At 70.7% G+C, this 20,888-nt stretch carries 19 protein-coding genes; 10 read left to right on the top strand and 9 right to left on the bottom strand.

The annotated features are described in order from the left end of the window. Positions 1-246: 246 nt before the first annotated feature. Positions 247-1,032: an ECF subfamily RNA polymerase sigma factor, BldN family gene (locus tag OG514_RS10430; protein ID WP_266893149.1), complete on the bottom strand. Its 786-nt coding sequence runs from the start codon at positions 1,030-1,032 to the stop codon at positions 247-249. Between the two features lie 515 nt (positions 1,033-1,547). Next, entirely contained in the window at positions 1,548-2,507 is a 960-nt protein-coding gene (locus OG514_RS10425) for an HAD family phosphatase (protein WP_266893147.1), read from the bottom strand. Between the two features lie 140 nt (positions 2,508-2,647). On the opposite strand from OG514_RS10425, the gene OG514_RS10420 reads away from it, so the two are divergent. The 6 genes from OG514_RS10420 to hemB all read left to right on the top strand — a co-directional run bounded on the left by OG514_RS10420 (position 2,648) and on the right by hemB (position 9,220). Next, complete coding sequence (locus OG514_RS10420; protein ID WP_266893145.1) at positions 2,648-2,929, top strand: glutaredoxin family protein; 282 nt, start codon at positions 2,648-2,650, stop codon at positions 2,927-2,929. A 272-nt stretch (positions 2,930-3,201) separates the two neighbouring features. Next, positions 3,202-3,999 (top strand): redox-sensing transcriptional repressor Rex, encoded by a 798-nt coding sequence (locus OG514_RS10415; RefSeq protein WP_266893143.1) that lies wholly within the window; start codon positions 3,202-3,204, stop codon positions 3,997-3,999. Next, positions 3,996-5,351, top strand: coding sequence for a glutamyl-tRNA reductase (locus tag OG514_RS10410; protein WP_266893141.1), 1,356 nt, complete (start codon positions 3,996-3,998; stop codon positions 5,349-5,351). Before OG514_RS10415 ends, OG514_RS10410 begins: the two co-directional genes overlap by 4 nt. Further along, a complete protein-coding gene (gene hemC / locus OG514_RS10405) occupies positions 5,348-6,334 on the top strand; it encodes a hydroxymethylbilane synthase (RefSeq protein ID WP_266893139.1) in 987 nt (328 codons plus the stop codon). The genes OG514_RS10410 and hemC overlap by 4 nt, the downstream gene beginning before the upstream one ends. Beyond that, entirely contained in the window at positions 6,331-8,001 is a 1,671-nt protein-coding gene (locus OG514_RS10400) for a uroporphyrinogen-III synthase (RefSeq protein WP_266893137.1), read from the top strand. Before hemC ends, OG514_RS10400 begins: the two co-directional genes overlap by 4 nt. A gap of 214 nt (positions 8,002-8,215) precedes the next feature. Next, positions 8,216-9,220 (top strand): porphobilinogen synthase, encoded by a 1,005-nt coding sequence (hemB, locus tag OG514_RS10395; RefSeq protein WP_266893135.1) that lies wholly within the window; start codon positions 8,216-8,218, stop codon positions 9,218-9,220. A 16-nt stretch (positions 9,221-9,236) separates the two neighbouring features. Here hemB and OG514_RS10390 read toward each other — a convergent pair whose 3' ends face one another. Then, positions 9,237-10,013 carry a DUF4253 domain-containing protein gene (locus OG514_RS10390; RefSeq protein WP_266893133.1) on the bottom strand — a complete coding sequence of 259 codons (777 nt, stop codon included), beginning with the start codon at positions 10,011-10,013 and terminating at the stop codon, positions 9,237-9,239. 111 nt (positions 10,014-10,124) lie between these two features. Here OG514_RS10390 and OG514_RS10385 point away from each other — a divergent pair, with 111 nt between their 5' ends. Further along, positions 10,125-10,394, top strand: coding sequence for a DUF1876 domain-containing protein (locus tag OG514_RS10385; RefSeq protein WP_266900816.1), 270 nt, complete (start codon positions 10,125-10,127; stop codon positions 10,392-10,394). A gap of 51 nt (positions 10,395-10,445) precedes the next feature. Here OG514_RS10385 and argS read toward each other — a convergent pair whose 3' ends face one another. Then, entirely contained in the window at positions 10,446-12,221 is a 1,776-nt protein-coding gene (gene argS, locus OG514_RS10380; RefSeq protein WP_266893131.1) for an arginine--tRNA ligase, read from the bottom strand. 183 nt (positions 12,222-12,404) lie between these two features. Between argS and lysS the strand changes: the two genes are divergently transcribed. Beyond that, on the top strand, positions 12,405-14,129 hold the full coding sequence (gene lysS / locus OG514_RS10375; protein WP_266893129.1) for a lysine--tRNA ligase: 1,725 nt from the start codon (positions 12,405-12,407) through the stop codon (positions 14,127-14,129). Between the two features lie 81 nt (positions 14,130-14,210). On the opposite strand, the gene OG514_RS10370 is transcribed toward lysS, so the two are convergent. From OG514_RS10370 to OG514_RS10360, 3 genes are all read right to left on the bottom strand, one after another. Beyond that, on the bottom strand, positions 14,211-15,527 hold the full coding sequence (locus OG514_RS10370; protein WP_266893127.1) for a DUF2637 domain-containing protein: 1,317 nt from the start codon (positions 15,525-15,527) through the stop codon (positions 14,211-14,213). Between the two features lie 186 nt (positions 15,528-15,713). After that, positions 15,714-16,451, bottom strand: a complete 738-nt coding sequence (locus OG514_RS10365) for a DUF3558 domain-containing protein (RefSeq protein WP_266893125.1) — start codon at positions 16,449-16,451, stop codon at positions 15,714-15,716. A 131-nt stretch (positions 16,452-16,582) separates the two neighbouring features. Beyond that, on the bottom strand, positions 16,583-17,533 hold the full coding sequence (locus OG514_RS10360) for a DUF3558 domain-containing protein (RefSeq protein ID WP_266893123.1): 951 nt from the start codon (positions 17,531-17,533) through the stop codon (positions 16,583-16,585). Positions 17,534-17,707: 174 nt separating this feature from the next. Between OG514_RS10360 and OG514_RS10355 the strand changes: the two genes are divergently transcribed. Next, entirely contained in the window at positions 17,708-18,901 is a 1,194-nt protein-coding gene (locus OG514_RS10355; protein WP_266893121.1) for an RtcB family protein, read from the top strand. Between the two features lie 251 nt (positions 18,902-19,152). Here the strand turns inward: OG514_RS10355 and OG514_RS10350 are convergent, their stop codons facing one another. Continuing rightward, the gene (locus tag OG514_RS10350; protein WP_266893119.1) at positions 19,153-19,917 is read right to left on the bottom strand and encodes an SDR family NAD(P)-dependent oxidoreductase; all 765 of its coding nucleotides are present in this window, start codon (positions 19,915-19,917) and stop codon (positions 19,153-19,155) included. A 65-nt stretch (positions 19,918-19,982) separates the two neighbouring features. Then, positions 19,983-20,318: a YnfA family protein gene (locus tag OG514_RS10345; protein WP_266893117.1), complete on the bottom strand. Its 336-nt coding sequence runs from the start codon at positions 20,316-20,318 to the stop codon at positions 19,983-19,985. 96 nt (positions 20,319-20,414) lie between these two features. Here OG514_RS10345 and OG514_RS10340 point away from each other — a divergent pair, with 96 nt between their 5' ends. Further along, on the top strand, positions 20,415-20,876 hold the full coding sequence (locus OG514_RS10340) for a hypothetical protein (protein WP_266893115.1): 462 nt from the start codon (positions 20,415-20,417) through the stop codon (positions 20,874-20,876). The last annotated feature ends 12 nt before the right edge of the window (positions 20,877-20,888 follow it).

Raw genomic sequence — 20,888 nt, 5'->3', positions numbered from 1 at the left:
TTGCACACCTTGAGCGCATCCACACGAAAGAGTGAGTGGCTGCGGACATGGCGTGTCCACAGGGAGCCTGCATCCCGCACAACGAGCGGCGCGGCACTTGGGTTACGCGCGAAAGATGATCGGACCAGTGCGTCATCGAGGCGTCACCGACTGTGAGTTGGGCGGGGGTCGTGGGGATGTGGGGGGAGCGGCGCGGGTGGGGGCGCGGGCCGCTCCGCGGGGGCGTGTGTGGGGGGCGCGGACCGGTCAGCGGGCGTCGTCCGGGAGGAGGCGGGCCAGGGTGCGGACGGCCCGGTACTGGAGGGTCTTGATCGCCCCCTCGTTCTTCCCCATGACGCGGGCGGTCTCGGCGACCGAGAGGCCCTGGAGGAAGCGCAGGGTCACGCACTCCTGTTGCTGGGGATTGAGGCGGCGGACCGCGTCGAGGAGGGCGGCGTTGGAGAGGGACTCCAGGACGGAGTCCTCGGGGCTGCGCTCGACCTCGTTGGCGTCGAGCATCTCGCCGGTGGTCACTTCCAGGCGGAAGCGGCTGGACTTGAAGTGGTCGGCGACCAGGTTCCTGGCGATGGTGACGAGCCAGGCACCGAAGTCGCGGCCCTGCCAGGTGAAGGTGGAGATCCGGCGCAGGGCGCGCAGGAACGTCTCGCTCGTGAGGTCTTCCGCCGTCGCCTTCCCGCCGACGCGGTAGTAGATGTAGCGGTAGACGGTGTCGCTGTACTGGTCGTACAGGCGGCCGAAGGCTTCGGCCTCGCCCGCCTGGGCGCGCTCGACCAGGTCCATCATGCGGGCGCTGTCGCTGTCGGCGGTGGGGCGGCGCGGGGTGGTCGAGGTCGCGGAGCGGGCACCGCGTCTGCCCACGGCGGCGCCGCCGTCGGCCAGGGCATAGCAAGGGCCGGCGGGTGCCGGTGCGGCGAAGGCGAAGGCGGGGACAGGGCCGGCGTACGCGGTGGGGACGAAGCCGCGCAAGTGGTCGAGGACCGTTGCGCGCAGCGTAGCCAGGCCCGAGGTGTCAACCCCGACGTGTGGGTACACGGGACTCCCAGAGGCAGAGCTTCCATCACGTGCAGTGCGGGACCGTTCACCCGTCGTAGCGACGTGAGGGGTCCTTTGTGCGTCTGAGGAGAATAACGCTTCGTACAGGCAGCGCTACACCCAGTTGCTCAAATCACCGGTTCCGTCGGTTCTGTTACTGCTTGCAGTCGGATCAAGGTGCGGTTAGTGACCGATTGTTGATCGGATTGCTTCCGAGTGTGATCGCGCGGGCGATGCGTTGTGCTCAAGTGCGGGACCGGTGAGTGATCGGGGCCGCTGCGGGGTAAGGAGCCCCGAATGCCTGGGAGTCGACCTGTGCGGTGGTGTTCGACCACGGACGGGTGAGGGCGCCTGGTCCGGGGTTGTCGCAGATGATCGCAGCCGAAACGTATCGGCAGGTCCGCGGCGCGCCGGGGAGGAAGGGGAGCGGTGCCGGGTCGCATGGGCGGCGGCGGGCCTCGGTGGTGACGCCGGGGCTCAGTGGCGGCGGCAGGCTTCGGTGGTGGCGCCGGGCCTCAGTGGCGGCGGCGGTGCAGGGCGACCGCGGCCGCCGTACCGCCGGCCAGGGCGCCCAGGCCCGCGGCGGCGGGGATGCCGACCTTCGCGGCCTTGCGGCCGGTCCGGTAGTCGCGCAGCCGCCAGTCCCGGGCCTTCGCGTACTTACGGAGCTTGGTGTCCGGGTTGATCGCGTACGGGTGCCCGACCAGCGAGAGCATCGGGATGTCGTTGTGCGAGTCGCTGTAGGCCGCGCAGCGGCTCAGGTCGAGGCCCTCCGCGGCGGCGAGAGCCCGTACGGCCTCCGCCTTCGCGGGTCCGTGCAGGGGCTCGCCGACCAGCTTGCCCGTGTAGACGCCGTCGACGGACTCGGCGACCGTGCCGAGGGCGCCGGTCAGGCCGAGCCTGCGGGCGATGATCGTGGCCGTCTCGACCGGGGCGGCCGTGACCAGCCAGACCTTCTGGCCCGCGTCCAGGTGGGCCTGGGCGAGGTCGCGGGTGCCGGGCCAGATGCGGTCGGCCATGTACTCGTCGTAGATCTCCTCGCCGATCGACATCAGCTCGGAGACCCGGTGGCCCTTGACGATGGACAGGGCGCTGTCGCGGGCGTCCTGCATGTGCTCGGGGTCCTCGACGCCGGCGATCCGGAACCAGGCCTGCGCCCATGCGAAGCGGGCGAGTTCGCGGCGCTGGAAGAACTTCCGCTTGTACAGGCCACGGCCGAAGTGGAAGATCGCGGCGCCCTGCATCACGGTGTTGTCGAGATCGAAGAACGCGGCCGCCCGTACGTCGCCGACGACCGGGAACTCGGGCTCGGGCGGCGCCTCGACCTCCGTGGTCCCGGTGGCCGCCGCCTCCTCCCGCTCCCGTTCCAGCTGGAGCGAGGACTTGCGCGCTGCCTCGGCAGCGGCCTCGCCTGCGAGGACGCTGCGCGCGGTGGCGGAGCGCCTACGGGGGGTGAGCCATCCCAGAGCGGCCATGCCGTGAGCATAGCCAGTCTGTTCGGTACTTCCCGACTTGTGATGATGCCGGGGCGTGAACACTGTGGGGCTCCCCTGTTAATCGGGCGGTGTCCCGTGCGCCCGGTCGTGGTGGGGGTCAGTGCGGCCGGCGGGACAGAATGGACGTCATGTTCGGACGGACGAAGAAGAAGACGGACGCCGGGTCGCGCACGGTGACGCTGATCGGCAAGCCGGGGTGTCACCTCTGTGACGACGCCCGCGCGGTGATCGAGGCCGTGTGCGCGGAGACGGGGGCGCGCTGGGAGGAGAAGGACATCACCCAGGACGAGGAGCTCCACCGGGCGTACTGGGAGCAGATTCCCGTCGTCCTGGTCGATGGAGAGCAGCACACCTTCTGGCGTGTCGATGCCGGGCGGCTCCGGCGCGAACTGGGTGCGTGACCGAAAGACGGCTACCATCGTGGACGTTTTGTTGGGCTTCGGGGGCGGCATCGTGAGGAGAGTGTGCGGTTTTGCCCCCTTCGGGTTCTCAACGCGCTGACACGCCGCGCGGTTCCGTGACGATGCGAACCAGCCGCGTGACCCCGGTCACTTTGGCCGGACAAAACGGACACCATCTTTGTGCACGCGTTCACAAAGACATAGCCTGCATTCGACGGGGCGGTCTTGGGACATATGGCCGCCTGCAGCCCCGCTCATCCCGCAGGAGCACCGTGGCAACTGGCCGAACTCACCGACCGGCGACCCGTAGCCGAGGAATTCCCGAGGCCACCGTCGCCCGGCTTCCGCTGTATCTCCGCGCACTCACCGCGCTCTCGGAGCGCTCCGTACCCACGGTCTCCTCCGAGGAGCTCGCGGCCGCGGCGGGGGTCAACTCCGCGAAGCTGCGCAAGGACTTCAGCTATCTCGGCTCCTACGGCACCCGCGGTGTCGGCTACGACGTCGAGTACCTCGTCTACCAGATCTCCCGCGAGCTGGGGCTCACCCAGGACTGGCCGGTCGTCATCGTCGGTATCGGTAACCTCGGTGCCGCGCTCGCCGGCTACGGCGGCTTCGCCTCCCGCGGCTTCCGTGTCGCCGCGCTGATCGACGCCGACCCCGCGATGACCGGCAAGCCGGTCGCCGGGATCCCCGTCCAGCACAGCGACGACCTCGAGAAGATCATCGAGGAGGACGGCGTCTCCATCGGCGTCATCGCGACCCCGGCCGGTGTCGCCCAGCAGGTCTGCGACCGGCTCGTGGCCGCCGGAGTCACCTCCATCCTGAACTTCGCCCCGACCGTGCTCTCCGTGCCCGACGGCGTGGACGTACGCAAGGTCGACCTCTCCATCGAGCTGCAGATCCTCGCCTTCCACGAGCAGCGCAAGGCCGGCGAGGAGTCGAACGCCGAGGCCGACGCGGGCGCCGAGGCGGAGACCGCCACGGCCGCCGCGCCGCCGGCCCCCCGTGGTGCCACGGGCGGCAACCGCAAGGGACCCGACGGGGACGTCCCCGCCGTGATGCCGGCATGAGCCTCCTCGTCGTCGGCCTCAGCCACCGCAGCGCCCCCGTCTCCATCCTGGAGCGGGCAGCCCTCGCGGCGGACACCCAGGCCAAGCTCCTCCAGGACACCCTCGCCGCCGAACCGGCCGCCGAGGGCACCGTCCTGGCCACCTGCAACCGCATCGAGCTCTACGCCGACGTGGACAAGTTCCACGCCGGTGTCGCCGAGCTGTCCACGCTGCTCGCGCAGCACAGCGGCGTCGGCCTGGACGAGCTCACCCCTTATCTCTACGTGCACTACGAGGACCGGGCCGTCCACCACCTCTTCTCGGTGGCCTGCGGGCTCGACTCCATGGTCGTCGGCGAGGGCCAGATCCTCGGCCAGATCAAGGACGCCCTCGCCCTCGGCCAGGAGCTGCACACCGCCGGCCGCCTCCTCAACGACCTGTTCCAGCAGGCCCTGAGGGTCGGCAAGCGCGCCCACAGCGAGACCGGGATCGACCGGGCCGGACAGTCGCTCGTCACCTTCGGTCTTGAGCAGCTGGCCGACGGCACCGACGTCGACACCTGGGCCAAGGGCAAGAAGGCACTCGTCATCGGGGCCGGCTCGATGTCCTCGCTCGCCGCCGCCACGCTCGCGCGTTCCGGCGTCTCCGAGATCGTCATCGCCAACCGCACCCTCGCCCGCGCCGAGCGGCTCGCCCAGATCCTGAGCGAGCCCGGTGGCACGGGGGTGACCGCCCACGCGGTCGATATGGTTGCCGTCGGCGACGAACTGACACGTGCCGACGTCGTCGTCTCCTGCACCGGCGCCACCGGCCTCGTCCTCACCGGGGCCGACATCGAGACCGCCGTACAGGGCCGCCGCACCCCGCTCGCCCTGCTCGACCTCGCCATGCCCCGCGACATCGACGCCGCCGCCCACCGCATCCCCGGTGCCCGGCTCGTCGACATCGAGTCGCTCGCCGAGGCCTCCGCCGACGCGCCCATGGCCGTCGACGTCGACCAGGTGCGCGGCATCGTCTCCGACGAGGTCGCCGCCTTCGGCGCCGCCCAGCGCGCCGCCCACATCACCCCCACCGTCGTCGCCCTGCGCACCATGGCCGCCGACGTGGTGGCCGGCGAGGTCGCCCGGCTCGAGGGCCGGCTGCCCGGCCTCGACGACAAGCAGCGCGCCGAGATCACCCAGACCGTGCGCCGCGTGGTCGACAAGCTCCTGCACGCGCCGACCGTGCGGGTCAAGCAGCTGGCGAGCGAGCCCGGCGGCGCCGGGTACGCGGACGCGCTGCGGACACTCTTCGACCTCGACCCGGAGACGGTGGCTTCTGTCAGCCGGGCCGACCTGAATGACGCCGACGTCAAGAACCGAGGGCGAGTATGACCGACAGGGCACTGAGGCTCGGGACCAGGCGCAGCAAGCTCGCCATGGCCCAGTCCGGGCACGTGGCCGACGCCGTCCGGCAGCTGACCGGCCGGCCCGTCGAGCTCGTGGAGATCACGACGTACGGGGACACCTCCCGGGAGCACCTCGCGCAGATCGGCGGCACCGGCGTCTTCGTCGCCGCGCTGCGCGACGCGCTGCTCGCCGACGAGGTGGACTTCGCCGTCCATTCCCTGAAGGACCTGCCGACCGCGCAGCACCCCGACCTGGTGCTGGCCGCGATCCCGGAGCGCGAGGACCCGCGCGACGTGCTGATCGCCCGCGACGGCCTGACGCTGAACCGGCTGCCCAAGGGCGCCCGGATCGGTACCGGTTCGCCGCGACGCATGGCCCAGCTCCACGCGTACGCGCGCAATCACGGCCTGGAGATCACCTGCGTCCCGATCCGGGGCAACATCGACACCCGGGTCGGCTACGTACGCAGCGGAGAACTGGACGCGGTGGTTCTCGCCGCGGCAGGCCTCAACCGCATCGGCGGGACGGCGGAGCTCACCGGCTCCCTGTCGCTCGACCACCTGTCGGTCGACTCCGTCCTGCCCGCCCCCGGCCAGGGGGCCCTGGCGATCGAGTGCCTGGCGTCCAACGCCGAACTCGTCGCCACGCTCGCCGAGCTCGACGACCCGCTCACCCGGGCCGCCGTGACCGCCGAGCGATCCCTGCTCGCCGCCCTGGAGGCCGGCTGCTCCGCACCTGTGGGTGCGCTGGCCGACCTGCTGGCCGACGACCCCGGTCACGGGCAGGTTGCCACCGAAATGCGCCTGCGCGGCGTCGTCGGCACCACCGACGGCTCGACGCTGGTGCAGCTGTCCACCACCGGACCCGTACCCACCTCGCACGACGAGGCCATGGCGCTCGGACGCGAACTCGCGGACGAGATGCTCGCCAAGGGTGCGGCCGGTCTTATGGGGGAGCGAGCACTTTGAACCCCACCAGCCCGACCACCAGCCCGCTGTCCCCGGCTTTTGCAGGCCATGGGCACGTCACATTCCTCGGCGCAGGACCCGGTGACCCCGGACTCCTGACCCTGAGGGCCGTCGAGGCCCTCGCCGGAGCGGATGTCCTGATCGCCGAGCCGGAGGTGCTCGAGGTCGTTCGGTGCCACGCGCGCGCGGGGGTGAGCACGCCGGAGCTGACGGTTGTTGACGAGGCGTCAACAACCGCCGGTGTCCCCGTGTTGAGGGATGCGGCCAATCTTGTCATGGAGGCCGCGAGGGGCGGCAGGCGGGTCGTCCGTGCGGTGACCGGCGACCCCGGCCTCGACGGCAACGCGGGAGCCGAGATGCTCGCCTGCGCCGCCGAGGGCATCCCCTTCGAGGTCGTGCCCGGCGTGGCCACGGCCGTCGGCGTACCCGCGTACGCCGGTGTGCCGCTGCGTGACGCGCAGGGCACCGACGTGCGCTTCGTCGACGCCCGCACCGCCGACGAGCGGTGCTGGACCGAGGTCGGTGCCTCCGACGGCACCGTCGTCGTGTCCACCTCGCTCGACTCGGTGGCCGCCGCCGCCGGTGAACTGGTGGCGGCCGGCCGTAAGCCGGACACCCCGCTCACCGTCACCATCGGCGGCACCACCACCCGGCAGCGGACCTGGAACGCCACGCTCGGCACCATCGCCCAGGTCTTCAAGCAGGGCAAGGTCCTCCCCTCGCCCGAGGGCCACCGGCCGGTCATAGCCGTGGTCGGCGAGCGCAGCGCCGCGGCGCAGCGGGACCAGCTGTCGTGGTTCGAGTCGAAGCCGCTCTTCGGGTGGCGGGTGCTCGTGCCGCGCACCAAGGAGCAGGCCGCGTCGCTCTCCGACCAGCTGCGTTCGTACGGCGCCGTGCCGCACGAGGTGCCGACCATCGCCGTCGAGCCGCCGCGCACGCCGCAGCAGATGGAGCGGGCCGTCAAGGGCCTGGTCACCGGACGCTACGAGTGGATCGCCTTCACCTCGGTCAACGCGGTCAAGGCGGTGCGGGAGAAGTTCGAGGAGTACGGGCTCGACGCGCGTGCCTTCGCCGGCATCAAGGTCGCGGCGGTGGGCGAGCAGACGGCCGCCGCGCTCGTCGACTTCGGTGTGAAGCCGGACCTGGTGCCGAGCGGGGAGCAGTCCGCGGCCGGTCTGCTTGAGGACTGGCCCCCGTACGACCCGGTCTTCGACCCGATCGACCGCGTCTTCCTGCCGCGGGCCGACATCGCGACCGAGACGCTGGTCGCGGGGCTCATCGAGCTCGGGTGGGAGGTCGACGACGTCACCGCCTACCGGACCGTACGGGCTTCGCCGCCGCCGGCGGACACGCGGGAGGCGATCAAGGGGGGCGGGTTCGACGCCGTGCTCTTCACGTCGTCCTCGACCGTGCGGAACCTGGTCGGTATCGCCGGGAAGCCGCACAACGTGACCGTGATCGCGTGCATCGGTCCCGCCACGGCCAAGACCGCCGAGGAGCACGGGCTGCGGGTGGACGTGCTGTCGCCCGAGCCGTCCGTGCACAAGCTGGCGGAGGCGCTGGCGGACTTCGGTCTGCGGCGGCGGGAGGCCGCGCTTGAGGCGGGGGATCCTGTGACCCGGCCCAGTGAGCGGCGGCCTGGCGCCAGGCGACGGCGGACGACGTAGTCGGGTGTTTCCTGGGGGCGGGGCCTTTCTTGGGCCCCGCCCCTTTGGCTTTGCAGGGCCTGGTGGTGCGGGTACGGGTGGGGCGCCGGCACTGGGGGCGTTGTACCCACCGCGAGGGGTGGGGCGGGAGTGCATGCCCCGCAGCGGGGGGCGGGAGCGCATGCCCACAAGTGGTCGGTAAAAGCACTCTTCGGGCGGGCGTAGCCTCGGGGTCATGAACTCGTACGGATCCTTTCCCGGGGCGCGGCCGCGGCGGCTGCGGACGACGCCTGCCATGCGGCGGATGGTGGCCGAGACGCGGCTGCATCCCGCCGACCTGATCCTCCCCGCGTTCGTGCGCGAGGGGATCACCGAGCCCGTGCCGATCCAGGCCATGCCCGGGGTCGTCCAGCACACCCGCGACACCCTGCGGAAGGCCGCGGCCGAGGCGGTGGAGGCCGGGGTCTCCGGGATCATGCTCTTCGGGGTGCCCGAGGACGAGAAGAAGGACGCGGCGGGGACGGCCGGGACCGACCCCGACGGGATCCTTCAGGTCGCCATCCGGGACGTCCGCGCCGAGGTCGGCGACGAGCTCGTGATCATGTCCGATCTCTGTCTCGACGAGTACACCGACCACGGCCACTGCGGCGTCCTCGACGCCGACGGCCGCGTCGACAACGACGCCACGCTGGAACGCTACGCCGAGATGGCCCAGGTCCAGGCCGACGCCGGCGTCCACGTCGTCGGCCCCTCCGGAATGATGGACGGCCAGGTCGGCGTCGTCCGCGACGCCCTGGACACCATCGGCAAGGAGGACGTGTCGATCCTCGCGTACACCGCGAAGTACTCCTCCGCCTTCTACGGCCCCTTCCGCGAGGCAGTCGGCTCCTCCCTCCGGGGCGACCGCAAGACCTACCAGCAGGACCCCGCCAACCTGCGGGAGTCCCTGCGCGAGCTCGCCCTCGACCTGGAGGAGGGTGCCGACATGGTGATGGTCAAGCCTGCGGGGCCGTACCTCGACGTGATCGCCAAGGTCGCCGAGTCCGTGGACGTGCCCGTCGCCGCGTACCAGATCAGTGGTGAGTACTCGATGGTCGAGGCCGCCGCCGAGAAGGGCTGGATCGACCGCGACAGGGCGATCTTCGAGACCCTGACCGGCATCCGGCGGGCCGGCGCGCAGATGATCCTCACCTACTGGGCCACCGAGGTCGCCCAGAAGCTGTCCGCCGCGCGCGGCTAGCCGGGGCTCGGCCGGGCTAGTCCCACCAGAAGGTCCAGACGGGGCTGTCCAGCAGCCCCGTCCGGGCGTAGCCGCGCAGGCCGTCGTGGTCGCCCTGGGTGATGCTGTCCGGGCAGAACGCGAAGTGCTCCGCCGCCACCGCCTCGGCCTCCTCCACCGTCCCGGGCGGGGCCGCCACCGAGACCACCAGCTGGTCGAAGGTCAGCGCGACGACACGGGCCCCGAAACGGTCCTCCCAGGACCGCAGCACCGCACACAGCCGCGCCACGTCGTTCTCGTGGTTCAGCGGCCCCGTCCAGCCGATCACCGCCGGTATGTCCGCGCTGCGCCGCGCCGGGACCAAGGCCGGGCGGGCGTCCTCCAGCCAGAAGCCCGGCTCCGTCAGCATCTCGGCGACGGCGGCCGCCGTCCTGTCGGGGTCCGAGTCGTACGGCAGCTCCGGGGCCAGGCCCGGCCAGCCGGAGTTCCCGGGTATCTCGTCGGACGCGTTCGCCTCCCAGAACTCGGCGAGGACCTCGGCGGCGTCGTGGTCGGCCGGGTCGCTCATCCGCTCCGGCATCAGCTCCCACCGGTCCAGGTCCCACTTCCCGCCGAGCAGCACCGGCAGCAGCCCCGCCGTGCGGGCCGCGGGCCGCAGCGCGCTCCAGGCCGCGGGCCCCGCCGCACCGCGTCCCGACCAGAGGTACGGGGCGTCCGCCGGGCCGGTGAGGGCGCCGGGCGGCAGGTCGAGGCCGAGGGAACGGCCGGTCGGATCGGAGACGAGCTTGGGCAGCTGGTTCGGGATCATCGCCATGCGGAGAACGTACGGGGCACCACTGACAACCGGAGCGAGTGGTGTTGCGGCACGGGGCGGCGCACCCTGGAGAGGTAGCCGACAGGTACCTCGCTGGAGGTGGTCCTCATGATGCACACGCTTGTCGGATGGCATGTGGAGATGGAGTTCAAGGAAGAAGGCGACCGGACGCGGGCCGCGGCCATGGTCCGGCTCACCGACGGGACCGAGTTCCGGGCCCACGGCACCGCCAACCGTCACCCTTCCGACCCGGACCAGCTGAGGGTGGGCGAGGAGATCGCCGGCGCACGCGCGCTGATGGACCTCGCCTCCCAGCTGCTCCAGAAGGCCCACACGGAGATCGACGAGGTGTCGGGCCGGACCTCGCACACCATCCGCTGACGACGAAGCCCCCGGCACGGTGATCCGTACCAGGGGCTTCGCCTCGGAGCGTCAGAGGCGCTCGGGCGTCCTGATGCCCAGGAGCGCCATGCCCTGGTGCAGGGTGCGGGCGGTCAGCTCGCACAGGAAGAGGCGGTTCTCCGCCACCTCTTGCGCCGGCGCGGGCTTGATGACGGGGCACTGGTCGTAGAACGTCGTGTACAGCGAAGCCAGCTGGTAGAGGTACGCGGCCAGCTTGTGCGGGGCGTACTCCGCGGCCGTCTCGGCGATGACCTCGCCGAACTGGTCCAGGTGCAGGCCGAGCGCGCGCTCGGCCGGGGCCAGCTCCAGCTCCGGGTGGGCGAGCGGCGTGCGGTCGCCGGCCTTTCCGAAGATCGACTTGATACGCGCGTACGCGTACTGCAGGTACACCGAGGTGTCGCCGTTCAGCGAGACCATCTGGTCCAGGTCGAACTTGTAGTCGCGTGCGGCGGACGTCGACAGGTCGGCGTACTTGACCGCGCCGATGCCCACGTACCGTCCGTTCTCGACGATCTCCGACTCGGCCAGGCCCACCTTCTCGGCCTTCTCGCGCACGACCGTCGTCGCCCGGTCCACGGCCTCGTCCAGCAGGTCCACCAGCCGGACCGTCTCGCCCTCACGGGTCTTGAACGGCTTGCCGTCCTTGCCGAGGACCGTGCCGAAGGCCAGCTGGACGGCCTTCACGTCCTCGTTCAGCCAGCCGGCCCGGCGGGCCGTCTCGAAGACCATCTTGAAGTGCAGCGACTGGCGGGCGTCGACCACGTACAGCAGGGTCGTCGCCTTCAGGTTCTGCACCCGGTCGCGGATCGCGGACAGGTCCGTCGCCGCGTAGCCGAAGCCGCCGTCGGACTTCTGGACGATCAGCGGGGTCGGGTTGCCGTCCGGGCCCTTCACGTCGTCGAAGAACACGCACAGCGCGCCCTCGGAGCGGACGGCGACGCCCGACTCCTCAAGGATGCGGCAGGTCTCCACCAGCATGTCGTTGTAGCCGGACTCGCCGACGACGTCGCCGTCCCGGATGTCCATGTCGAGCTTGTCGAAGACCGAGTAGAAGTAGATCTTCGACTCGTCGACGAACCGCTGCCAGAGCGCGAGCGTCTCCTCGTCGCCGGCCTGCAGGTCCACCACGCGGGCGCGGGCCCGGGTCTTGAACTCCTCGTCGGAGTCGAAGAGGGCGCGCGAGGCCTTGTAGAGCCGGTTCAGGTTCGACATGGCCTCCTCACCGGAGACCTCGGCGCCGTCCTCGGCCTTGTGGTCCAGCTCGTGCGGGTGCTCGATCAGGTACTGGATGAGCATGCCGAACTGGGTGCCCCAGTCGCCGATGTGGTGGCGACGGACGACGCTCTCGCCGGTGAACTCCAGGATCTCGACCATCGCGGCGCCGATCACGGCGGAGCGCAGGTGGCCGACGTGCATCTCCTTGGCCACGTTCGGCTGGGCGTAGTCGATGACCGTCGTGCCCGCCGACTCGTTGAACGGCACGCCGAGCCGGGCGTCGGCCGCGCGGGCCGCGAGGGTCCGCACGATCGCCGCGTCCGTGACCGTGATGTTCAGGAAGCCGGGGCCCGACACCTCGATCTCCGCCAGGACGTCGTTCTCCGGGATCGCGGCGACGACCTGGGTCGCCAGCTCACGCGGGTTGCCCTTGAGCTGCTTGGCCAGCGCCAGGATGCCGTTGGCCTGGAAGTCGGCCCGGTCGCTTCGTCGCAGCAGCGGGTCGGCGGACGCGGCGTCCGGCAGAGCTGCCGAGAGGCCGTCCGCGAGGCGCTGCTGCACGGTCGAAGCGAGGGAAGGGACCGAGGCCATGAGCTTCCGTTCCTGTTGAGTTCGGGGAGTTCTGCGCGTCTAAATCGCTTGTCAAGTGTCCCATGGGCGCGCAACGTGATTTCCCCGCCTGTGGACAACCTCGGAGAGTGCTCTTCCGTCTGGGAGAATGGCTCACGTAGGGCCCTCAGGCAGAACCCCACCAGGAAGAAGGACGTACCGACCGTGGCTCAGAGCAGCACAGAGACCGACTGGGTCTCCCGTTTCGCGGACGAGGTCATCGCCGAGTCGGAGCGACGTGCGCCTGGCAAACCGGTCGTCGTCGCCTCCGGCCTCTCCCCGTCCGGCCCGATCCACCTCGGTAACCTCCGCGAGGTCATGACCCCGCACCTGGTCGCCGACGAGATCCGCCGCCGCGGGCACGAGGTCAGGCACCTGATCTCCTGGGACGACTACGACCGCTACCGCAAGGTGCCCAACGGCATCGAGGGCATCGACGCGTCCTGGGCCGAGCACATCGGCAAGCCCCTGACCTCGGTTCCGGCCCCCGCCGGCTCGCCCCACCCGAACTGGGCCGAGCACTTCAAGGCCGCCATGGTCGAGGCGCTGGCCGAGCTGGGCGTCGAGTACGACCCGATCAGCCAGACCGAGCAGTACACCGCGGGCACCTACCGCGAGCAGGTCCTGCACGCCATGAAGCACCGCGGCGACATCGACGCCATCCTCGACCAGTACCGGACGAAGAAGGCGCCGAAGAAGCAGTCGCAGAAGCCGGTCGACGAGGCCGAGCTGGAGGCCGAGGAGGGCTCCGGCGCGGCGAGCGAGGATGACGGCTCCGGCGGCTCCTCGGGCTACTTCCCGTACAAGCCGTACTGCGGGCAGTGCGAGAAGGACCTGACCACGGTCACCTCGTACGACGACGACACCACCGAGCTGGCCTACACCTGCACCAACTGCGGCTTCGCCGAGACCGTGAAGCTGAGCGAGTTCAACCGCGGCAAGCTGGTCTGGAAGGTCGACTGGCCGATGCGCTGGGCCTTCGAGGGCGTCATCTTCGAGCCCTCGGGCGTCGACCACTCCTCGCCCGGCTCGTCGTTCGTCGTCGGCGGCCAGATCGTCCGCGAGATCTTCGACGGCGTCCAGCCGATCGGCCCGATGTACGCCTTCGTCGGCATCAGCGGCATGGCCAAGATGTCCTCGTCGCGCGGTGGCGTCCCAACCGCCGCCGACGCCCTGAAGATCATGGAAGCACCGCTGCTGCGCTGGCTGTACGCGCGCCGCAAGCCCAACCAGTCCTTCAAGATCGCCTTCGACCAGGAGATCCAGCGGCTCTACGACGAGTGGGACAAGCTGGAGGCCAAGGTCGCCGACGGCTCCGTGCTGCCCGCCGACGCCGCCGCCCACACCCGCGCCGCCCGCACGGCCGCCGGTGAGCTGCCGCGGACCCCGCGCCCGCTCCCGTACCGCACGCTCGCCTCGGTCATGGACATCACCGCCGGCCACGACGAGCAGACCCTGCGGATCCTGACCGAACTCGACCCCGAGAACCCGGTCACCTCCCTCGACGAGGTCCGGCCGCGACTCGACCGCGCCGAGAACTGGATCACCAGCCAGGTCCCGGCCGACCAGCGCACCATCGTCCGCGAGGCGCCCGACGCCGAGCTCCTCGGTTCCCTGGACGACGAGGGCCGCGAGTCGCTCCGCCTGCTCCTGGAGGGCCTCGACAGCCACTGGTCGCTCGACGGGCTCACCACGCTCGTCTACGGCGTCCCGAAGGTCATGGCCGGTCTCGACCCCGAGGCCAAGCCGACGCCCGAGCTGAAGCTCGCGCAGCGCGCGTTCTTCGCCCTGCTGTACAAGCTCCTCGTCAGCCGGGAGACCGGGCCGCGACTGCCCACGCTGCTGCTCGCCGTGGGCGCGGACCGGGTGAGGAAGCTGCTCGGCGCGTGAGCATGGCTCGGTGAGCCGAGTGTGTGAAAGGGCCGCCACCCGGCATCCGGGTGGCGGCCCTTTCCCATGGCTTCGGGTGTGTCAGGGGGTGTCGAAGTCGGCCATCTCCTGCTGGATGCGCTGCTCGATCCTGGGGGCCAGCCGACGCAGCAGATCGGTGTCCGGGAACTCCTGGAGGCCGTAGTGGTCCGCCACCAGCCGCTGGAGCTCGCCCTCGGCGGGGAACGCCTTGTTCTCGTGGGAGTAGCCCCACGCGAGCTTGTAGACCGTCTCCTCGAAGTCGTCGACCGGCTCGGGGTCGACGTACTCCGGGTACTCCTCGAAGCTCTCGGCACCCTGCTCCTGCCCGAGGCCGGGGAGCGGGAGGTCCTCCGGGCCGAGCGGGACGGCGACCGCGGTCGGCTCCAGACCCTCGACGTACTGGGGGGCGAAGGCCGTCTCGTGCGCCTCCGACGGAAGCTGCGGCGACTGGAACCACGGGCTGTCGTGGTTCGGGGGCTCGCCGGGGGCCTGCAGCTGGCCTTGACCCTGCACCTGCTGGTTCTGCATCGGGCCCTGGCCCTGGGGCAGCTGCTGCTGGGGCTGCGGCTGTCCCGGTTGCGGCAGCTGCTGCGGCAGGGGTGCCTGCGCTGCCGGCTGCAGCTGGGGCTGCTGCGACATCTGCGGCAGCTGCTGCGCGGCGCCCTGGGGCTGCGGGGGCAGGACGGCCGGTTCGATGCCGGCCGCCGCGAGGCCCGCCGCCGCCGTCTCCGCCAGCGGCACCCCGTACCGCGCGAGCCGCAGCGGCATCAGCGCCTCCACGGGCGCCTTGCGGCGCCAGCTCCGGCCGTAACGGGCCTGGAGACGCGCCTGGTAGATCAGCCGCTCCTGCTCCAGCTTGATGACCTGCTCGTACGAGCGGAGCTCCCACAGCTTCATGCGGCGCCACAGCCGGAACGTCGGCACGGGGGAGAGCAGCCAGCGGGTCAGCCGCACGCCCTCCATGTGCTTGTCCGCCGTGATGTCCGCGATCCTGCCCACGGCGTGCCGCGCGGCCTCGACGGCCACGACGAACAGCACCGGGATCACCGCGTGCATCCCGACGCCCAGCGGGTCGGGCCAGGCGGCCGCGCCGTTGAACGCGATCGTCGCCGCGGTCAGCACCCAGGCGGTCTGCCGCAACAGCGGGAACGGGATCCGCAGCCACGTCAGCAGCAGGTCGAGGGCGAGCAGCACACAGATGCCCGCGTCGATGCCGATCGGGAAGAAGTAGGAGAAGGTGCCGAAGCCCTTGTTCATCGCGAGCTCGCGCACGGCGGCGTACGAACCCGCGAAACCGATCCCCGCGATGATCAACGCACCGGCGATGACGAGGCCGATGAGTATCCGGTGTGTGCGTGTCAGCTGCATCGCGGCCACCCGCGATCCCCTCCCCGTCATTCGACATCTCGCGCGCACAGACTGGCACATGCATACGGAGCCCGGCCCTCGGGGGAGGGACGGGCTCCGCGCGGACGTGCCACTATGCGCTGGTTTGTGACTAGTTGTTGGGACTAAATTGCCCCGGTCAATTGTCCCGGTCGATTGCCGGGACCGCTGGTCGGACTACTTGTTGGCGGCGGCGACCGCGGCCACCGCTTCCTTGGCCGCCTTCAGCGCGCCGCTCATGACCGTCTTCTCCGACGGGGCGGACGCGCCCGCGTACCCGGCGCCGTTGTACGAGAGCAGCACCAGCACATTGCCCGTCCGCGCGACGACGGAGTTGTAGACGAAGTCCTCGTTCGTCTTCCGCAGCTGGTACGCGACCGACTTCGCCTCCTCGCCGACGCCCGCGGCCGTCGTCGTGCGGAGCTTCTTCGCGCCCGGAGTCTCCTCGATCTTGGCGAGCTCCTTCGCGAAGTTCTCCTGCGCGCGCTCCTGGCCGCTGCCGAGGGAGGCGTCCGACTCGTACCGGTAGAAGGACACGTCGAGCCAGCGGTACTGCGAGCCCTTCACGCCCTTGTCGTCGAGACCGTTCCACGAGCAGCCGCTACGGCTGGTGAGGTCGCTGGAGGCGGCCGGCGTGCCCTTCTTGGTCTTCGCCTTGGGCACGAGCGAGGACGTCGTCTTCGCGACGATCGCCTTGCAGGCCTCGGGCAGCTTCGCGAACTTCGCCGGCTCGACCGTCTTCGTCGTCTGCGAGGGCGAAGGTGTGGCGGACGACGACGCGCCGGCCTTGTCCTTCGATCCCGTCGCGCCGGAGCCGCCGTCGCCGGAGTCCGAGGAGCAGCCGGCGACGACGAGCATCACCGGGACGGCGGCGCAGGCGAGTATGCGGGTGAGTCGCGGAGCTGTTCGCTGCATGGTTCCTTCAGTCGCTTGTCGTACGGTCCGGCCGGTGGGTCCGGCGGCCACGGGTACGGCCACGGCGTGGGGCCACGGGTACGCCGACACGTTACGTGGTGTCCGTCCGCTCACGGAGCGGATGCGGGCGGCTACTCCTCCAGGCGCTCGGCGAGCAACCGGGCCAGGTTCCGGGCCTTTTCCTGCAGTTCCCCGCTGTCGGGGGCCTCGGCGGAACCGGTGGTCTGCTCCTGGTAGGAGACGGTCACGATGACGTTGGATGTGCGGAACACCACGCTGATGGCGCGCTGGTGACCGTTCGCGCCGACCGTGCTCAGGGCGTCGTCGACGTACGCGATGTCCCCGAGGCTGTCGAGGACGCGGGGTTCGAGGCCGGTCGAGGTGGGGCCGGCGGGGGTGGCTCCGGTGGCGGGCGCGGTGGCGCTCCCGGTGCCGGCCGGGGGAGTGGTGCCGGTGGTGGCGTCCGCCGGGGGCTTGCCCGTCGGTGCGCTGCCGGTCGGGGTGGTGCCCGGGGTCTTGCCCGGGGTCTGCCCGGTCGCCGGGGCGGTGCCCGGGGAGGTCGGCGTCGCCGTGGGCGGGGCGGTCGTCGGCGGGGCGGTCGGGGGCAGCGGGATGCCCGCCGCGAGCTGCTTGCGGACGTAGACCTCCTGCGCCCGGTCGTCGTCGCTGACGGCGGTGTCGTACGAGACCACCCGCTCGATGTCGAGCACGAGCCGGTGCGAGAGGTCCGGGGTGTCGGCCTTCCACGTGCAGCCGACGCGCCGGTCGGTGTCGTACGTCACGGCGGCGACGCCGCGGTACGCCTTGTCGCGCTCGGGGTCGGCCAGGGCGGCGGCGCCCGGGAGCAGGTCCTTGAGCGTGGCCTGGGGCACGGCGCCGCAGGGCTCGAAGAGCGTGCGGTAGCGCCCCGGGGGCGCGACGGGCGCGGCGGGGCCGGCCTTGGCGTCGACGGTGATGTCGTCGGCCGGGGTGCCTGCCGAGCAGCCGGTGAGGCCGATTCCGAGGCCGAGGCCGAGTGTGAGGACGACGGCGGTACGAGCCGTGGACCCGGTGCGGCCGGGGGTGTACCTCTTTCGCTGCACGCTCCCAGGCTCCCTTCTCCCGAGGTCTTTTCCGAAAACTGTTTGCCGCGCGAACCCGGCCGATGGACACAATGTCTATCGCACACGCAGCTGTTGATGCCGGTCCGCTGTCACCTGTACGGGCTTTGGCGCCGGTTTTTGCGTTATCAGACTTTTCGGGGGAATCGAGGAAGTATGTCGTACGTAGAGGTACCTGGGGCGAAAGTATCCATTCGGATGTGGGCCGACCCCGCCACGGTGGAGGGCGGTGCCATGCAGCAGCTGCAGAACGTGGCGACGCTGCCGTGGATCAAGGGCCTCGCCGTGATGCCGGACGTGCACTACGGCAAGGGCGCGACGGTCGGCTCGGTGATCGCGATGCAGGGCGCGGTCTGTCCGGCGGCGGTCGGGGTGGACATCGGCTGCGGCATGTCGGCGGTCAAGTCCTCGCTGACGGCGAACGACCTGCCGGGCGATCTGTCGAGGCTCCGGTCGAAGATCGAGCAGGCGATCCCGGTGGGCCGGGGTCTGCACCGGTCGGAGGTGGAGCCGGGGCGGCTCTACCAGTTCCCGACGTCGGGCTGGGACGACTTCTGGTCGCGGTTCGACGGGGTGGCCGATGCGGTCAAGTTCCGTCAGGAACGGGCGCGACAGCAGATGGGAACGCTCGGATCAGGAAATCACATGATCGAGATCTGTCTCGATGAGTCAGGTGCGGTCTGGCTGATGCTGCACTCCGGCTCCCGCAACATCGGCAAGGAGCTGGCCGAGCACCACATCGGCATTGCCCAGAAGCTGCCGCACAACCAGGGCCTGGTCGACCGCGACCTGGCGGTGTTCGTCTCCGACACACCGCAGATGGCGGACTACCGCAACGATCTGTACTGGGCGCAGGAGTACGCGAAGTACAACCGCGCGATCATGATGGCGCTCCTGAAGGAAGTGATCCGCAAGGAGTTCCGGAAGGCGAAGGTGTCCTTCGAGACCGAGATCTCCTGTCACCACAACTATGTGGCGGAGGAGCGGTACGAGGGGATGGATCTGCTGGTCACGCGGAAGGGCGCGATCCGAGCCGGCTCGGGAGACTTCGGGATCATCCCCGGATCGATGGGGACCAGCTCGTACATCGTGAAGGGTCTCGGCAACGAGAAGGCCTTCAACTCCGCGTCGCACGGTGCGGGACGGCGGATGAGCCGGAGCGAGGCGAAGCGTCGCTTCACGGTGCGGGACCTGGAGGAGCAGACGCGGGGTGTGGAGTGCCGTAAGGACTCCGGCGTCGTGGACGAGATCCCCGGCGCGTACAAGCCGATCGAGCAGGTCATGGCCCAGCAGCGGGACCTGGTCGAGGTCGTCGCCAAGCTGAAGCAGTTCATCTGCATCAAGGGCTGAGGCCGGATGTACAGGACGTTGTAGATCCCGTCACGCGCGTTTCGTGCGATCTGGCGTTCTGCGCCAGTGACCTTCTTTGCGTAGTGGCAGAGGTACGCGCCGACAGCTGTGCTGGAAGTGGTGAGGCCCTCGGCTGGGATTGCAGTCCCTGCCGAGGGCCGTTCTGTATGGAGTTGTCTTCGACGTCAGGTCGGGGGTGCGGGCGCCGTGTGGGTGATCGAGGTGGTTCACCCGAACGTGTCGCCGTGTTGTCAGAGCTCGCGGTGGACCTTGGTGTTGGAGGCCTGGGCTCGGGGGCGGACGACCAGGAGGTCGATGTTGACGTGCGGGGGGCGGGTGCAGGCCCAGGTGATGGTGTCGGCGACGTCGTCCGCCGTCAGGGGTTCGGCCACGCCGGCGTAGACCTTGGCGGCCTTGTCGGTGTCGCCGCGGAAGCGGGTGGTGGCGAACTCGTCGGTCTTGACCATGCCGGGGGCGATCTCGATGACGCGGACCGGGGTGCCGACGATCTCCAGGCGGAGGGTCTCGGCGATGACGCGGGCGCCGTTCTTGGCGGCCACGTAGCCGGCGCCGCCCTCGTAGGTGGAGTGGCCGGCGGTCGAGGAGAGGACGACGACCGTGCCGTCGCCGCTCGCGGTGAGGGCCGGGAGCAGGGCCTGGGTCATGTTCAGCGTGCCGATGACGTTGACCTCGTACATCTGGCGCCAGTCGGCGGGGTCTCCGGTGGCGACGGGGTCGGCGCCGAGGGCGCCGCCCGCGTTGTTGACCAGGACGGCGAGGGTGCCGAAGGCGGTGGCGAACTCGTCGACGGCGGTGCGGTCGGTGACGTCGAGGGCGTAGGCCGTGGCCTGGTGGCCGGCCTCGTTGATCTCGGCGGCCAGTTCCTCGATGCGGTCCTTGCGCCGGGCGGTGAGGACCACGCGGTAGCCGGCGGCGGCCAGCTGCCTGGCCGTGGCGGCGCCGATTCCGCTGCTCGCTCCGGTGATGACGGCGATGGGGGTACCGGGGGCAGTCATGACGTGGTGCTCCTCGCGCAGATGGTCGATTACGTCGATCGCCCGGCCAGGATAGGCGGCACCGGTCAGCGGCCTCGCGGGGCGTACATGATCACGGCCATGCCCGCGAGGCAGACGAGGGCGCCGATGACGTCCCAGCGGTCGGGCCGGTAGCCGTCGGCCGCCATTCCCCAGGCGATGGATCCGGCGACGAACACTCCGCCGTAGGCGGCGAGGACGCGGCCGAACTCGGCGTCGGGCTGGAGGGTGGCGACGAAGCCGTAGATGCCGAGGGCCAGGACGCCGCCGCCGATCCAGATCCAGCCGCGGTGCTCCCGGACGCCTTGCCAGACGAGCCAGGCGCCGCCGATCTCGAAGAGCGCCGCGAGGACGAAGAGGGCGATGGAGCGGGCGGTGAGCATGGGGGAAGCCTGCCATGGGACACGCTGACTGATGAGTTGTCAGAAGATCGGATGATCTGTGGCTATTTTGGGCCTATGTGTGGATTGCGAAAGGCTGTGCTCGGGGTCGCTCTCGCGGCCACGGCGGTGATGGGCGCGGGCGCGGCAGCCGGTGCCGTGGGGCCGGTGGCGAGGTCGGAGGCTGATCTGGCCCATCACGGTCATGTCTCCCTCTGGGACGGGCGGGTCGGCGTCTGGCTGGTCAGTGAGAACCTCGGGCCCACCGATCTCTCCCAGGCGACGGTCCGGCTCGCCTTCTCCGTGCCGATGTCGGGGGGCCAGGAGCTGCCGCCGGCCTGTCTGTGGAGCAGTGACCGGGTGGTCTCCTGCCGCACGGGCGAGCTGCGGGCCGCGGGGGGCGTCGGTGAGCTGGCGCTCGATCTGCGGACCGCGGGCCTTCCGGACGAGCTGACCGTGGACATCACCACGGCCTGGCGGGACGGGGTGGCCGACCGGAATCCGCGGAACGACCGGCATCGCGTGCTCGTGCTCGCCACCGGCGATCCGTACGTCTTCTGAGTCCTCCGAGTG

Origin of the sequence: Streptomyces sp. NBC_00572 (assembly GCF_026341815.1) — a bacterium.
Lineage (GTDB): Bacteria > Actinomycetota > Actinomycetes > Streptomycetales > Streptomycetaceae > Streptomyces.
The sequence above is the reverse complement of the archived record's forward strand: the minus strand, read 5'-3'. Positions and strand labels throughout refer to the sequence as shown.